Source organism: Flavobacterium pectinovorum, assembly GCF_006438875.1.
Classification (GTDB): Bacteria; Bacteroidota; Bacteroidia; order Flavobacteriales; family Flavobacteriaceae; genus Flavobacterium; species Flavobacterium pectinovorum_A.
On sequence record NZ_RCZH01000009.1, the window covers coordinates 152,782 to 169,169 of the forward strand.

The 16,388-nt window shown below is 32.1% G+C and carries 12 protein-coding genes; 3 read left to right on the forward strand and 9 right to left on the reverse strand.

The window, feature by feature from the left end; translation table 11 throughout:
* Nucleotides 1–182: 182 nt before the first annotated feature.
* Nucleotides 183–2,999, reverse strand: coding sequence for a TonB-dependent receptor (locus EAH81_RS15015; RefSeq protein WP_140508494.1), 2,817 nt, complete (start codon nt 2,997–2,999; stop codon nt 183–185).
* 233 nt (nt 3,000–3,232) lie between these two features.
* Between EAH81_RS15015 and EAH81_RS15020 the strand changes: the two genes are divergently transcribed.
* The 3 genes from EAH81_RS15020 to EAH81_RS15030 all read left to right on the forward strand — a co-directional run bounded on the left by EAH81_RS15020 (nt 3,233) and on the right by EAH81_RS15030 (nt 6,742).
* On the forward strand, nt 3,233–3,916 hold the full coding sequence (locus tag EAH81_RS15020; RefSeq protein WP_041518469.1) for a response regulator transcription factor: 684 nt from the start codon (nt 3,233–3,235) through the stop codon (nt 3,914–3,916).
* 282 nt (nt 3,917–4,198) lie between these two features.
* A complete protein-coding gene (locus tag EAH81_RS15025) occupies nt 4,199–5,278 on the forward strand; it encodes a sensor histidine kinase (protein ID WP_140508496.1) in 1,080 nt (359 codons plus the stop codon).
* A 168-nt stretch (nt 5,279–5,446) separates the two neighbouring features.
* Nucleotides 5,447–6,742 (forward strand): porin, encoded by a 1,296-nt coding sequence (locus tag EAH81_RS15030; RefSeq protein ID WP_140508498.1) that lies wholly within the window; start codon nt 5,447–5,449, stop codon nt 6,740–6,742.
* A 142-nt stretch (nt 6,743–6,884) separates the two neighbouring features.
* Here the strand turns inward: EAH81_RS15030 and EAH81_RS15035 are convergent, their stop codons facing one another.
* From EAH81_RS15035 to EAH81_RS27455, 8 genes are all read right to left on the reverse strand, one after another.
* Nucleotides 6,885–7,967: a glycosyltransferase gene (locus EAH81_RS15035; protein WP_140508500.1), complete on the reverse strand. Its 1,083-nt coding sequence runs from the start codon at nt 7,965–7,967 to the stop codon at nt 6,885–6,887.
* Nucleotides 7,968–8,213: 246 nt separating this feature from the next.
* Nucleotides 8,214–8,810 (reverse strand): hypothetical protein, encoded by a 597-nt coding sequence (locus tag EAH81_RS15040; protein ID WP_140508502.1) that lies wholly within the window; start codon nt 8,808–8,810, stop codon nt 8,214–8,216.
* Nucleotides 8,811–8,873: 63 nt separating this feature from the next.
* Nucleotides 8,874–12,305 (reverse strand): hypothetical protein, encoded by a 3,432-nt coding sequence (locus EAH81_RS15045; protein ID WP_140508504.1) that lies wholly within the window; start codon nt 12,303–12,305, stop codon nt 8,874–8,876.
* An 82-nt stretch (nt 12,306–12,387) separates the two neighbouring features.
* A complete protein-coding gene (locus EAH81_RS15050) occupies nt 12,388–12,609 on the reverse strand; it encodes an ATP-binding cassette domain-containing protein (protein WP_140508506.1) in 222 nt (73 codons plus the stop codon).
* Between the two features lie 16 nt (nt 12,610–12,625).
* Nucleotides 12,626–13,474, reverse strand: coding sequence for a carboxypeptidase-like regulatory domain-containing protein (locus tag EAH81_RS15055; RefSeq protein WP_140508509.1), 849 nt, complete (start codon nt 13,472–13,474; stop codon nt 12,626–12,628).
* Between the two features lie 64 nt (nt 13,475–13,538).
* Nucleotides 13,539–15,695 carry a peptidase domain-containing ABC transporter gene (locus EAH81_RS15060; RefSeq protein ID WP_140508512.1) on the reverse strand — a complete coding sequence of 719 codons (2,157 nt, stop codon included), beginning with the start codon at nt 15,693–15,695 and terminating at the stop codon, nt 13,539–13,541.
* 7 nt (nt 15,696–15,702) lie between these two features.
* Nucleotides 15,703–16,224, reverse strand: a complete 522-nt coding sequence (locus EAH81_RS15065; RefSeq protein WP_140508515.1) for a TlpA family protein disulfide reductase — start codon at nt 16,222–16,224, stop codon at nt 15,703–15,705.
* On the reverse strand, nt 16,221–16,388 hold the full coding sequence (locus tag EAH81_RS27455) for a hypothetical protein (protein WP_161595816.1): 168 nt from the start codon (nt 16,386–16,388) through the stop codon (nt 16,221–16,223). Before EAH81_RS27455 ends, EAH81_RS15065 begins: the two co-directional genes overlap by 4 nt.

The window sequence follows — 16,388 nt, forward strand, 5'->3', positions numbered from 1 at the left end:
ATTCGTTTTTATTTTTGTCAAAATTAGAGCGGAAATCTTTCTAAGGTGTTATCTAAATATTACATTACAGTTATCAAAAAACAATTAAAATGTGAAGAGAATGTTAAGAGATTTCTGAAAGTGTCCTTAAATAAAAAAGCTCCAGATTTCTGGAGCTTTTGTTTTGTATATGAGCGATTTAATTAAAAAGTATATCCTACTTTGAAAGAGAAACCAACTCCTTTTTTATAGCTTTGAGCTAATAAAGATTCCTCTGCAACTTTTATTGTTCCTTCGTTTCCAAATTCTAATTTTCTTGCTGGATTTAATAAGTTGTCTGCAGTAAATTTCACATCAAAATGTTCTGAAATTTTGCTTGACCAAACAAGGTCCAATTGTGATACCGGTAATTCATAAGTATTATCCTGACCGTTTGTTCCTACTGCATAAATTCTTTTTCCAAATACACCATAAACAAGAGACATGGTATTTGTCCAATCTTTTCCTAAATTGAATTCATATTTCAAATCTGAGTTTACCAACCAGTTTGATGCACCTTGTAAATCTCTTGAACCTTTATGTGTTTCGATTGATGGATTAATTGTAATAATTCCATCTTCATCTTCAGAGGCATATGTTTTACTTATGTTTACTTTAGTAGACATTATAGTTGTGTTTAATCCAAATGAGAATGCTGCAAGATCTTCGCTAATTCTGTTTAATCCAAAAAGGAACTCAGCTTCTACTCCAAATAAGGTTGCATTGTCAGAATTTAAAAAAGTTGTAACAGTTCCTGTCGTAGCGTTAGAAACAAAAGTTCTTTCTATTGGGTTATCAAGATATTTTGCAAATGCACCTACTGTGAACATTTCTTTTGCAGAAGGGAATAATTCGTATTTTAAATCGACATTATAGTTATCACTATTTTTTAATAATGTATTTCCTTGTACTGAAGTTCCATCAGCATTTTGGTAAGAGATTGGGAACGATTCCATGATAACCGGTTTTGTATAAGTTTTACTTGCAGCAAAACGCAGGTTTGATTTTTCGTTTATCAAATATTTTACGTTCAATGAAGGTAAAAAGTAGAAATTGTCATATGATCTTACATGAAATGGAGAGTCAAAACTTCCTAATCCTCGGTATTTAGTTTCTTTAGTTGTGCTTTCGGCTCTAACTCCTGCGTTAAGTTCATATTTTTCTCCAAATTTCAAAAGTAAATTAGTGTAACCTGCATTTGCAGTTTCAGTAAGTTTTACTTTCCAGGTTGAATTAGAATTTTCTTCAAAAGAAGTACCATTATTAGCTTGAAGATCGCTTATGATGTGATCATTAATATTGTTTATACTTGAAGAGAATGCATCACCTCGGCTTGAAACAAATCTATAAGAAGATTCCATTCCTGTAGTATTACCATTATAACCTACTGTTAATTTGTTTTGTTTTCCGTCTTTTCCAAACTTAAGGTTGTATTCTGCCATTGCAGACACAAATGAATTTCCGTCTACAGTTAAGTATTGGCGTAAGAAGTTATTTGCTCCGTATGAAGTGTTAATCTCGTCTTCGCCTGTTTTTTGTCCTATAAAGAACTTTCTGTCCGGTTGCTGGTATTTAGTGTCTGCATAAGAAACACCTGCTTTTATAGTTTGATTTTTATCTTCAGTCAAATTATATTCTCCTAACAATTGAAAGTTCAAATAATCACTTTGGTCTAATTGATTCGTGCGGATCAATGTGTTTTGAATAGCAGTACCGCCAGACTGACCAAATTGATCTTTTATAGAGTTCAAAGTAGTTTTAATATACAAAGTATTAAAAGCTAATTTAAATCTGTTTGTGTTGTAGTTTAATCCTAATAATGCTGATGTTGTAGTTTTGAAACGGTAATCAGTAGTAACAAAATTATTAACATATTTTGAACCAGTAGTCTGTATATCCAAAGTTCTGTCAACACCTTCTCTAATTGCATAACTATTGTCATAGTTAATAGATAATAAATAAGCGAAAGAACGTTCATTACTTAAATCAAATTTTTCTGAGTGTAATAAATTCAAGCTTGAGTTTAAAGGGCTTTTACCTTTGCTTGCGCTGAAACCTTTATCTCCGCTTACAGAGCTTAAAGCCTGATCATTTGTAAAAGCAGTTTTTGAAGCGTTTGGACCTAAGAAATCTGGTATCTGTCTGTCTTTTCCGTTAAATCCAAAAAATCCTGCAGCAGTATCTGCATCGCTTGAAAGTAAAAAATCTTTAAAGCTGTTTCCGGTTGTGTATCCAAAACCAAGGTTTATTTTAGTAACGCTTTTAGAAGCTTTTGAAGTTTGAATGTTAAAAGTTCCTCCGGCGAAATCTCCGTAGATATTTGGGTTGAAAGTTTTGTAAACATCAATAACACCTACAATATTTGTTGGGAATAAATCTAAAGGAACGATTTTAGAAAATGGATTGTTTGATGGAGCGGCAAGTTCATTAATCAATAAATTGTTGTAACGGTCTTCAAGACCACGAACAAATAAACCTCTTGAACCTACTTTAGAAATTCCGGTAATTTTAGTTAAACCTTCTTCAACGTCACTTACACCTTTTCTGGACATTTCCTGTGCACCAATACTTTGTTTGATAACAACAGCATTTTTTTGGTCTAGTAATAATGCAGTTTCTTTTTCTTTATTTGCTGTCGATTTTACAACAACATCTTTTAGAGTATAACCTCCCGACGAAAGTACCTGATTAATAGTAACAGTTTCGTTTGCTTTAATAGTAACAGGTTTTTCAGCAGATTCATATCCTACGAAACTAAAAATAATAGTATAATTTCCTGGATTTACATTCAACGAATATTTTCCGTCAATGTCAGTGTTAGCGCTAATGTTTGTACCTTTAATTAAAACATTTGCAAAAGGTAACGCTTGGTTGTTCATTTCCTTGTCGGTTAATACACCAGAAATCGTACCTTTGGTTTGTGCGATCGAAATCGTACAGATGAATAATGTAATAAATAGAAATTTTAAATTGAATTTCATTTCAGTGTTGTGTTTAATTTATTTTTGTGCAAAGAAAGAAACGCTGTGTAAAGTTCATGTTAGGTACTCGTTATGTTTTCGTGTCTTGTAGATTATCAAATTGTTACCAGATTAAATTACGGTTAACTGCAATTTTTGACCGTTGTTTTATTAGTATATTTACCATCTCAAATGAAAATCATCGAATGTATAATAAAGAAAATTTGATGTAAGAATCTCAATTTTTGCTATTTATGAAAAAAACACAAACCAAGATTTTATTAGTTGACGATGAACCAGATATCTTAGAAATCGTTGGCTATAACCTTGCTCAGGAAGGCTACCAGATTGTAACAGCTTCAAACGGAAAAGAAGCTATAGCAAAGGCTCAGAAAGAATTGCCGGACTTAATTATTATGGATGTAATGATGGCAGAAATGGACGGAATGGAAGCTTGCGAACACATTAGAAAAATTCCTGAATTAAATAATGTTATCATAACATTCCTGACAGCGAGAAGCGAAGATTACTCACAAGTTGCTGGTTTTGATGCAGGTGCAGATGACTACATTACCAAGCCAATAAAACCAAAATTATTGGTCAGCAAAGTAAAGGCTTTGTTAAGAAGGTTAAAAGAACAAGAAGTAGTCAGCGACACCTTAAACGTTGGCGGAATCGAGATTAATCGAGAAGAATATAAGATCATAAAAGGCAATGTAGAAATTGCTTTACCAAGAAAAGAATTCGAATTATTTTACTTATTAGCTTCTAAACCCGGAAAAGTTTTTAAAAGAGACGAAATCCTGGATAAAGTTTGGGGTAACGAAGTTGTGGTTGGCGGAAGAACAATAGATGTTCACATTAGAAAACTACGTGAAAAAATAGGAGAAGATCTTTTTAAAACAATAAAAGGAGTTGGTTATAAATTTGAAGTTTAATTTTTTGAAGATGCTAAGTTCTAAGGTACTAAGTTTCTAAGTGATTTTGCTGAGGATTTAAACAGATTCGAATTACATAAAAAATGAACCATATAAGTAATATAAGTTCATTTAATTTATAGTCCGTACTTTTATATCAAAGTCAATCTTTGTCAAAGTTTTGAACTTTGACAAAGATTTCTTTTTTAAGTTCATATGTAATCGAAAAAATTACGCTTACTTTTAAATGAACTATACTACTTATATGGTAAAAAAATAATCTCTTAATGGTTGATACTATCAATGAAAATTAATTTTAAAAAAACATACAAATTTGCTGTAAAATCGGCATTATATATAAGTCTCTTTGGGACAGGATTTGTATTGATATTGATGAATTTATTCTATAAAAACGAATTAAAACATCAGGTTGCATTCGGGATAATCTTTATTATTTCGATTTATATATTCTCTTTTCTGGTTTTGCAATATCGTGTAGAACGTTTCATTTACAGAAGAGTTAAGAAAATCTACGATGAGGTTTCATTGCTGGAATCAACAACACTTATTAATCAGCCCATAACTACAGATATGGAAACACTTTCACGCGAAGTGAAAAAGTTTGCCACTGATAAAAAGTTAGAAATCGAAATGCTCGAAATTCGTGAACAATATCGCAGGGAATTTTTAGGAAACGTTTCGCACGAACTAAAAACACCTTTGTTTACCGTTCAGGGATATGTTTCGACTTTGCTTGATGGAGCAATGGACGATAAGAATATTAGAAAGAAATATCTAAAACGTGCTGAAAAAGGCGTAGAACGTCTGATCTACATAGTAGAAGATTTGGATATGATTACCAAATTAGAATCGGGAGATTTAGATTTGAACATGACTGATTTTAATATCGTTGAGTTGATTCAGAATGTTTTTGATTTATTAGAAATGAAAGCTGATAAAAAGAAAATCAAATTGGCGTTTGAAAGTAAAAATGTGCAATCAGTTATAGTACGCGGAGATCAGGACAGGATTCAGCAAGTTTTGGAAAACCTGCTCGTAAATTCTATTAAGTACGGTAAAGATGGCGGTTTGACCGAAGTTGGTGTTGTCAATTTAACCAAGAAGAAAGTTTTGATTCGTATCAGTGATAATGGAGAAGGAGTTGAAAAACAAAATATTCCAAGACTTTTTGAGCGTTTTTACAGAGTTGATAAAAGCGGAACCCGTTCAGAAGGTGGTTCTGGTCTTGGATTGGCAATCGTAAAACATATTATTGAAGCTCATAAAGAGAAAGTATATGTAGAAAGTGAGTTCGGAATTGGGTCTGAATTCTCTTTTACGCTTGAAAAAGCAAATAAAATCATAAAAGCTGAAGTTAAATAATTGTAAGCTATTTTCCGTCGAAGTCCGTAAACACAGGTGTTTTAACTTTAATGTAATACTTGCTGCCGGTTCGTAACAATAAATTTTTATTATAGTAACATCTTGTTAATGATTTCTTAACATAGGTGACACATCTTTGCACCTTGAATCTAAGGGAATTACAAAGAAATGATAAAAAGAAAAATAATAGCCGTTTTATTGCTGATTACTTGTGCTGCAAATGCACAGGATATGAATAAACAAGAGGTAAAAAATGAAGTAATTCGTATTTTAGATTCTATTAATAAAGCAAAACTTCCAGATACCAAATCAGGAGTTAGTGGAGAAGAACATTGGTACGATAAAATCTCATTGAGAGGTTATGCGCAAATAAGATACAATGGTTTGTTTTCTACAAACGATAAAGTTTCCTGCGAGCAATGTGATAAATCCTGGGGAACAACTTCGACAGCTCCAGATGCGAAAGCAAACAACGGACTTTTTATCAGACGTGCACGTTTAGTGTTTTCAGGACAGGTTCATCCAAATGTGTTTTTCTATTTTCAGCCTGATTTTGCCAGTTCTCCAGTTACGGGAATTCAAAATTTCGTCCAAATTCGAGATTTGTATTTTGATCTTTCTTTCGATAAAAAAAGAGAATATCGTGTTCGTGTAGGACAAAGTAAAATTCCTTATGGATTTGAAAACATGCAATCGAGCTCTCAGCGATTAGCTTTAGACAGAAACGATGCAATGAATAGTGCCATATTAAATGAGCGTGATTTAGGAATATTCTTTTATTGGGCTCCGGCCGAAATTAGAGAGCGTTTTGCAATGCTGGTTAAAGACGGTTACAAAGGGTCAGGTGATTTTGGAGTTTTTGCTTTTGGAGTTTACAATGGACAACTTGCCAACAAACTTGACGGAAACAGAGATTTGAATGTAGTTGCCAGAGTATCTTATCCTTTTGTAATAGGAAGCCAGATTATTGAACCCGGAATTCAGGCTTATACTGGAAAATGGGCTTTTACCGGAGAAATTTCACCGGGAGTTATCGTAAATGATCCGCAATATGTAAAAGACCAAAGGGTAGGAGCAACATTTGTTTTGTATCCAAGACCATTTGGTATTCAAACAGAATATAATATAGGGAAAGGACCTCGATACAATACATTGACCAATACAGTTGATGATACTGATTTAGATGGAGGTTACGTTTTATTGAATTACAAATTAGATCTGAAAAAACAACATATCTATCCTTTTGCCAAATTTCAATATTATAACGGTGGAAAAAAATATGAAAAAGACGCCAGAAGTTATGTCGTAAGAGATTATGAAGTAGGTATAGAATGGCAGCCTTTTAAAGCATTTGAACTTACAGCAGAATACGTTATTGCAGACCGAACTTTTGAAGACAGTGCTTTGTTAATTAATAGACAACAAGGAAATTTATTGAGATTGCAAGCTCAGTTTAATTTTTAAAAATAGGACACGGATAAAACTGATTCGCTTTCGCGAAGACGCGGATAAAAACGGATTTTTTCAGATATAATTTATAGTTATACTTTAAAAAATCCGTTTTTATCCGCGTTTTGCTTTAGCAATCCGCGTGATCCGCGTTCAATTATCTTGTTGTATTATCTTCAAAAACGGTAAACAAAGAATCCCAGTCGATATCTTCATCAAATTGGGTTAAACCTTTAAACGACTTTACTTTTGAAAGATCTTCAATGGTAAAGTCGTCTTGCATTGCATACGGTACCAAGTTCTCTTCCTGAAGTTTTATCGCCAAATATTCTTGTTCATATTGCCCCGGAGTTGGAATAAAAAAGGCTTTCTTACCCAATTTTGCCAAATCCATCACCGTTGTATAACCGGAACGGCATAAAACAAATTCACTTTCGTTAAATGTTTGTTCCAATTGTTTTGAGTTCATGAAATTGTAATAAGTTACATTTCCGGCTTGCCATTTATTTTGCGTTTTTTCGACAATACCTTGTACAAAAACCACTTTACCATTATAATTCACAATCTCTTTTTGCAGTTTTTCGTCCAGAAAAGTGCGCTGAGGTTCCGGGCCAGATAAAATAACCATTAAATCGTAGGCTTTCGGAATATCCTTTTTGCGCATTCTGCTCAACGGACCAATATATCTTAAGTTAAGATCACTTGTTTTAAGGTGTCCTAATTCCCCAGTCAAATTGACCTTCTCATTAGTATCAGGAACCCAGCATTCAGCATATTTTTTTATAATATGTTGATGGCATTTACTGGTAAACCAAGTTGTATTTCCAGTCATCACATTCAATTGATGTGTCATAAATACAGAAGGCACTTTTTTACTAAAAACGCCTAATCGGTTATCTGAAATAATGCCGTCAATTCCGTGTTTTTTTATCCAGTTATTTACTATTTTTTTCTCATCAAGAATAGCGGCGATCATTTTAGGTAAATTCTTAATCAGTTTCCACTTAAAATTTTTACCGTTTTTTGCATACTCAATATGATAAGATGGTAATTCCAACGTTTGTACGTAAGGAAATTCTTTACGTAATAACGCCAATGCAACTCCATCAGAAGCTATTATTGGGATATAATTGTTTTCCTGAAGCGCTTTGATAATAGGAATGCATCTTGCGGCATGGCCTAATCCCCAGTTTAACGGAGCAACTAAAATTGTTTTGTTCGCAGAATAGTCAATGCTCATAGTTTAACGCTTTTTAGAAACGAAGATAAAGAAATATGCTCTCCATGTTATTTCAGATGTATTACTAAATTATTAACTCTATAATCAGGTTTAAAAGGCGTTTTCGGACAAAAAAGTTTAAAAACAGTACAATTTACTACACAAGGTTATTTGTATGTTAACGACAAGTTTGTTGTCAGGAAGATTTTTTGCATAAAAAAAAGGAACCACTTAATGTAGTTCCTTCTTTATATTGATGTGATGTTATTATTTATCCTGAATATAAGTTTTGTTTCCATTAGAGTTAATGTAGTATCTACCACCTTTTGGTCCCGTATAAACTTTTTTTCCATTGTATTCTCCAGTAACTTTATCAGCCACTTTTGGAGCTTTTTCAGTCGTTTCTTTTAATGTTTTAGACGCACTTGATTTAGTCGATGTTGCATCTTTTTTAGCAGTTTTGCTTGCTGCATCTGCTTTTGCTGCTGTTTTTGTTACATCAGATTTAGCGCTTTCAGATTTAGCAGTTGCTTTTTTTGCTTTCGCAGAAGCGTCAGTAGCATCGGCACTAGCTTTTTTTGCTTTGGCAGTTTCTTTTTTCGCTTTTGCAGAAGCGTCAGTAGCGGCATCGCTAGTTGCTTTTTTTGATTTAGCTGTTGCTTTCGTTGAGGCTGCTGTAGCGTCGTCTGCTGCTTTTTTAGATTTTGCAGCTTCTTTTTTTGCATCAGCTTTTGCTTTAGAAGCATCAGACTTTGCTTTTTTAGCAGAAGCTTCCGTTTTGCTCTTCGTAGTTTTTGCTGTTTCCTGAGCATAGAAATTAGAAGAGAAAACAACTAGAAAACAGAGTAATAATAACTTTTTCATATGGTTTATAATTTAAATTTCAATTAAAATTAATCAATTTATTGTAATGTTTTTCGTTAAGGATCAAAAATATGCACGAAGCTGAATGTTTCCTGTATGAACCGTTGAACCAGTTTCGCTTTTTCTACCCTGATAGTTTAAGTTAACATCTAAGAATTGCGTTATATTCTTCTGTAATAGAAGCTTCCATACTAAATTTTGCCCCGCCTGAAGGCCTTCCAGCATCTGAAAACCTACAGATGAAAATTCATTTCCGGTAAATTTATTTTGGTAAAAGGAAAACTCTCCATTTAATGTAACCTTTTTTTCGCCGGCAAAAGAGAAGGAAGTTCCGAGTCTGTTTTGAACAAGTGTTTCAAAATTCCCTATTTTGTTCTCCTTGTTCTGAAATTCATAGAAGAAATCTAAACTTGTATTTTTCGAAAACAAATAACTGATTTTGGGAGCCAATTGATAGCCCTTAATATCGTAGTTTTTTTCGACAAAATCTTCAGAAACTAAATTCGTATTAATGGTTTTGGTAAAGAAATTAAACAACCAGCTCTTTTGATACAAATGAGTATATTGTAATTGATGCGAACTGTTTTTGACATCTTGTGAACCAATCGAAAGTAGATTTTTTCCTTTACTAATAAGATAGGTATACGTTACCGAGTTCTTTTGTTTTCCCCGATTGTAATATAAGCTGTTTCTGAAACTTGAGTTTAAGCCTAAAATATTTTCCTCAGATGAATTAAACGGATTCAATTCTAAACGTTCGCCCTGACTTTTTACTTTTCGATCCATAATAAAAGAAGTCTGATTGTAAAAATAAGAAAGCAGTTTTTTGAAACCCTTTTCGTTCTGCCATTGCAACGGATTCAAAGCAACAGATTGCGAAAATTTATTTTGATTGGTTTTAATATAAATTTGATTCGGTAAAAAGATCCTTATAAATCTTGCCTGATCAGGGAAAGTTGCGATTTCAAATTCCTCCAATTGCTTAATTCCATCACCATTATAATCATTCCAGGTATAAACTCCCTGACCCGTTGGAACTTCGATATACGTAAATTCTTGTTGTGCAATCGTTCCAGAACTTGTTTCATATGCCGTACCAATTTGCATCAACTGATTAAAAAAGCGATCGTTGTAAAGTATTCTCGAGTTTAAAGAAGGCTCATTTTTTCGGGTGGAATCTGTAAAATCTAAATTTCGATAACTTGCATAAACTGCTAAATCTGTTTTTTTATTCTGAATCAATTTCGACTTTAAAAAATAGGTTTGCGAATTGTTCACGTGTTGCAACAAACCATTTTGCAAACTATCATTTCGGCGTTGCAAATACCCTATTTCTACAAAAACTTTAGTACTATCACCACGCCCAACAAAAGCGCCATATTCTGAAAATCTTTGGCTCAAGACCGAAAATTGATTCGTTACTTTATCCCGTTGTTGATTGTTTTCGATTTGCATGCTGGCACCAATCCAGTTTTTTCCAAAATGATATTTTGTTCTGGTTTGATTCCTAATGAATTTCGAAGTCGAAGTTGTAGCATCCGAATTTAAAAAACTTCCCTGGTTTTCAATAGTCCATTGTCTTAGTTTGAAAAGTGCAGTTGTAGTATGTCTCGCGCCCGAATAACTTTCGGAATAATCTAATTTCTCAAATTGATAGGTAAACAAACCAATATTGGATGTTTTTTCTTTAGCAAATAAATCAAAATTCAAACCTGTAACCAGCAGACTTTGATTGCCCAAAAGAGTAGCATTTAAATTCCAATCCCTGCTAAACTCAATATTGTATAAACGCTCGACAGATCTAAAGTCTTCCTGAACAAATTGATAATTTGCAAACGCGTCTAATGTCCAGTTTTTGGTAAACAGACGTTTTTTAATGTTGGTTTTTAACGCAATCCCGCTATTATCACTATCATCAATGTCAGAAAACAAGTTTTTATCATTGTTGCTTATGGCGACTTCAAAATCGACCAATGTTTTTTCGTCAGGATTATATTTTCCTAAAAAAGTAGCGACCTGCAATTTTATAGGCGCAACCAATTGTACAATAGGTTCGTAATTTCCCTGTAAAATTCCACTAACGGGAGCGACATATTCATAAATACGCTCAACCGAATTGTTATTCTGAATGATATAATTTCCGGCGTTATTGCCAACAAGACTAAATTTTACATTGTATAAAACAGCAGTAGCATCGGTAGAATATTCATAAGCCTCAGCAGTGTTTACAAGTATTTTTTTGTACAAGATTTTATTAGCAGCATAAGTATCTTCATATGCTGATGGCGCTTTCATTAAATTTGGATCATCGCCCGCCTGACTTAAAATCTGAACCTGTTCTGTAGAAAGATTTTGCTGCAAAGGCTGATTCTTCATATCATTTTCCGAATATAAATAACCGCCAAAACTCCAGTTTTTATTTTCATGTGTAGCACCGGCGTATGTCACGATGCGGTTATAATTTCGATCTGAATATTGATATTCGATATTGATACGCATTTCAGATGTAATCGTAAAAAGCGAGGTAAAAGTAATTTCGCCTGCATTATAGTCGATTACATAATCATTGTTTTCGCCACGTTTAAGTAAAACACCATTAACATAAACGCGTTCAGAACCTGAGATGACCAATACATACAATTCACCATTTTGACCTTTTAATTTATAAGGTCCCTGATTTCCTTCCTGACCAGTAAAAGTACTTTTGGCATATTGTCCTTTTGCAAATGCAACCGATGCAAAAATATTAGTTTTGCTTTTTCCGGTATCAAAATCAAAATTTCCCGAAATTCCCTGTACTTTTTTATTGAAACTTAAAAACTGAGTTTTCCGATTTTCTAAGAAAACATCACCGGCGCGAATGTTCCAGTCATCACTAAAAAGTTCCATGAAAATATTATCAAACTGATCCAGTTTTTGGGAGTAACCACCATCCTGCAACGGAATATTACTGTCCTGAAGGGAAGCTCTTAAGCTAACTTTGTCGGATATTTTTCCGGTAATTTGCAAATCCAAATTAGAGTTCAAAACAGTATTTTGATTGTTCCCAACCGTTACGCCACGGGTAATACTTCCGGAAGTATTTAAACCATCAAATGGAGTGGTTTTTTTAGTGTTATTATTTTCAATTTTGTATAATTTCTCAGAGCCAATATCATTGGTAACAATTTGATTTGATTTATAAAGACTGTATTCTTTGGTAATAAAATCAGGATATTTTAGGTAATTGACAATTAAAGTATCTGACGCAGAAGTCAGTTTTTCGTTGAAAAACAAGGTTCCTTTTTGGAAATTTATTTTATAAAAAGTAGAATCAAGTAATTCATTTTTAGTATTTAAAATCTGAAAATAACTGGAATTGATACTAAATTCTTCCAGATGAATAGTGTCACGAGTTGCAATTACTTTTTTGGTTTTGTACGATGATTCCGTTTCCTGAGCCTGCAGACCAGAAAACCAAATAAGCAACGTTAAAAACAGTAATTTTTTAAGCATAAACACTTTAACTCTAAAAAGCCAAAAGTAGTATTTATAATTGGTAAATAATGAAGCTTTTCTCGGTTGGCAGTATTGTAAATTAGATTACGATTCTCTTGTTTTGAAACAGATTCATAGTGAAGTTTTCTGTGTTTCTATCTATTGCTGAGGTCGCTTCGTCAAGAATTAAAAATTGAGGTTTTTTGTATAAAGCTCTTACCAAAGCAATAACTTGTTTTTGTCCGCCACTTAAATTAATTCCTTCTTCGCTCAGATTAGTTGTCAATCCATGTGGTAATTGTTTAAAATATATTTTAAACATAATCCGATTTAATATTTTATTGTTTATAAGTTAACAACATTGCAGATGATATCATTTTATATTTTTTCCATTGTGATTGCGCACTCTGTTTATAATAGTGAACAGAATTAAAAGATGGTATAAGAAGTGGTAAGCTTAATATATCTCCTGTTTTTGATGCTTCGATCCATTCGACAGTCACGATCACATCATCTTTTACTACTATATTGTAATCAGTCAAACTTACATTTACCCAACCTTTTATATTCTGTACTTCCGAATAAATATCAATTTTGTTAATTCTATTTGTGGGAATTTCGTTGTGTACACTGTAGATATTGATTCTAAACTTAATTTTCTCGTAGTTGTTTTCTTTAATGTAAAATTTTAACTCTTCCAATATACTTGGCTTTTTTGAACTAAGAATGAATTTTCTACCTATTTGAGAGCCTAAGTTTATATTTTTAATTTCTGGATTAGCAAAAAAAACTTGATTTTTACTTTTAGTTTTTTCTTTACCTTCTGTGTAACGTTTTAGATTGTCAGTAGATATTACGACTTCTTCCAGTTCTTCAATATGACTTTCTAAAGAAATATCGGTTATCTTATTATCCAGTAAATTTTTAATTATAAATTCAGTGCTTTTAAAACCTAATGATGAAATTTTTAATGTATCTAAAGCAAGCGAAGCATCTATCTTTAGTATAAATTCACCTTCATTATTAGTAACTGTTCCTATTGGTTTATTTAGAATCCCAACATTAGCATATCGAATGGGCTTTTTTAGATTATCTAAAACGAAGCCTTTAATTGTTGTCTCTTGCGAAAAAACAGTAGTCAAACTAAATAGTAATATAATGGTAATTGCTCTTATCATTGTTTTCATAAATCAAATAATTATATTTTTTTGTTGAAGTTCCAATTGTAAATCGTTATCTATTTTATTAAAATCATTTCTTTTCTTCCCAGTAATCACTATAAAAATTAGGAGAGGCAATTAATTCCTGATGATTTCCAGAATTAGAAATAGTTTTGTTTTCTAAAATATAGATACAATCGGCAGTATTTTTTAGAATATTTAAACGGTGTGAAATAAATAAAATAGCACAATTTGGTTTTATCTTTTGAAACAGATTCATAGTGAAGTTTTCTGTGTTTCTATCCATTGCTGAGGTCGCTTCGTCAAGAATCAAAAATTGAGGTTTTTTATATAAGGCCCTTGCCAAAGCGATAACTTGTTTTTGTCCTCCGCTTAAATTAATTCCTTGTTCGCCAATAATTGTGGCTAAACCTTGAGGTAATTGATTGAAAAAATGCTCAAATCCATATTCCTGAATAAAATTAAGTAGGTTTTCCGGAGAGTCACTTGTCCCTAAAAGGATATTATCAATCACGTTTCCGTTGAATATTGTAATTTCCTGTGGAATAACGCCTAATAAATCTCTATAATTTTTGAGTCCAATTTCTTGAAGTTGATATTTATCGTTGATAACAATATTTCCATTTTCGAAGGAATAAAAGCGTTGCAATATTTGTCCGATGGTACTTTTTCCACTTCCGCTTTCTCCAACTATAGCCGTAAATCTTCCTTTTTTGATTTCTATATTCAAATCATGAAAGAGCTCAGTTCTTCCGCCAAATCTAAAGGATAGGTTTTGAATCGAGATTTTGTTGATTTCACTAATTTCTGCACCTTCTTCATTTTCTTTTTTTATGGATGCAAATTCATACATTCTGTTAAAAGCTATTTTAGCTTCATTTATCGGAATCGAAATTAAAGCCAAATTTGCGATCGAAGGTAATAGCGAACCAACAATTCCTAAAATTGCCATTAATTCGCCCATCTTAATTTCTTTATTAAAAACTTGTATCGATGTATAAATTAAGATACTAATTGAAAAAATAAGACTTGCTAAACCGGATTGCCAGGAAAGAGTAATATTGATTTTTCCGAGATTGAATATTTTTTCTTGATAATTTGCAAATATATGTTCGTTTAATTGCTTGAAAACAGTTTGTTTATTATCGTTTTTTATGGTCGAAATTCCCTGAATAGTGTTGATATAATTACTTTCGTTAATAGCATAACTTTGCATGATTTCTGTTTGTGATTCGATTATTATTTTATTATTTCTATAAATTATAAAGAAATAAATAGGTAAACTAAGTAAAGAAATCAAACCAAGTTTCCAGGAATAGCCAAATAGAAACACTAATGAAATAATAGCGACCAAAACATCAATTATTAAAGTGCTTGATAGCATTCTAATAACGCTTTGTATGCGTTGTATATCATTTAATCTCGCCACAAGATCACCGGTTTTTCTGCTGTCAAAAAATGATTTTGGGAGATGCAAAAGCGAGGAAATAAAGGAGTTGTTTATTCGGTTATTAAAATCCTTTGATTGTCTTAATGAAAAATATTGCCTTAAAATAGCAATTGCAACTCTGGCTAAAAGTAAAATGGTTAATAATGAAATTCCGGATATTAACTTTTTGATATTACGTGAAGGGAGAATATCGTCGATTAATTTCTGAGAAAATAGCGCCATTGACATTCCTAAACCGGCAATAAAGACACCTAACAAAATGGAGATCCAAATAAGTTTATAATCTTCTTTTAATAAATCAAGAAACCATTTTATCTGAGCTTTTTTATCTGTTTTTTCTGTGATGAAATTTTCATTTGGTTCTAGTATTAAACAAGTTTTTGAAACCCAAATTTTTTCTAATTCATTTATCGTTAAAAAATATATTCCTTTTGAAGGATCTCCAATCAAAAAACCTTCCTTTTCAGTGTAACCATAACAAACAATATAATGCTGTAGTTTATCTTCTAATAATAGATGCAAAATTACAGGTTGCTTATGGTCGATTAGAGCTTTAATATCTGCTTCACAACCTTCAGCAGTAAATCCCAATTGAATCGCAACTTGGTACAAACCTAACATTGTAGTTCCTTGCTTAGTCGTACCGCTTAATTCTCTAAGTTTCTCAAGAGATTGATTTCCGTTATAGAATTTTATGATAGATAATAAACATGCTACACCGCAGTCTGATTGGTCTAATTGTTGGGTGTGCGTTTTTTTGAGATGCTTTAAGTTCATTTGGAGCTTATTCAATGTTTATTTTTTTAATCAAAATTTCGACTTTTGTCTGACCTTTAATTTTCTCGATGAGCGTATTGTTTTTGTCGTAAAGTACTAGACAAGGCAACGCATTAACATCAAAAGTAGTTGCGAAAGTATTTTTGTTATCATGTAAAAAATAAACAGTATCATAAGTTGTTAGTTGGTGTTTCTGAGCAAATTTTTTAATTTGTTCCGGTTTTTCAGCGGATACAAAAATGAATTGCACATTACTAAACCGGGTTATATTTTCTTTAATGATTTTAGCTTCTTCATGGCAAAAATCACATTCCGTATTAAAATAAATAAAAATAGTTGAGGTCTTTTCTCTTAGGTTTTTGTTAGTAAAAGCAATTCCGTCTATGTTTTGATATGAAAATTCCGGAATTCTTTTTATGTTTTGAGCAATTTCATTTTTATGATTTATTTTTGATACAATTTGGTAACCTAAAAAAAGTAGAACACCTATAAATGTTACTAGAGAAGTGGTTTTTATAATTTTTTTCATGTTTCTGATTCTTTGTTCATAATTATCGACATAATAATGAATATCATCGTAATAACTCCCATAGAAGCCTGAACGATGTCTCTATTGTAAAAGAAGTATGAAACTATATGTATAATGAGCATGATAATACATGCAGCGAGAAATACTTTTTTTGTTCTAGACAT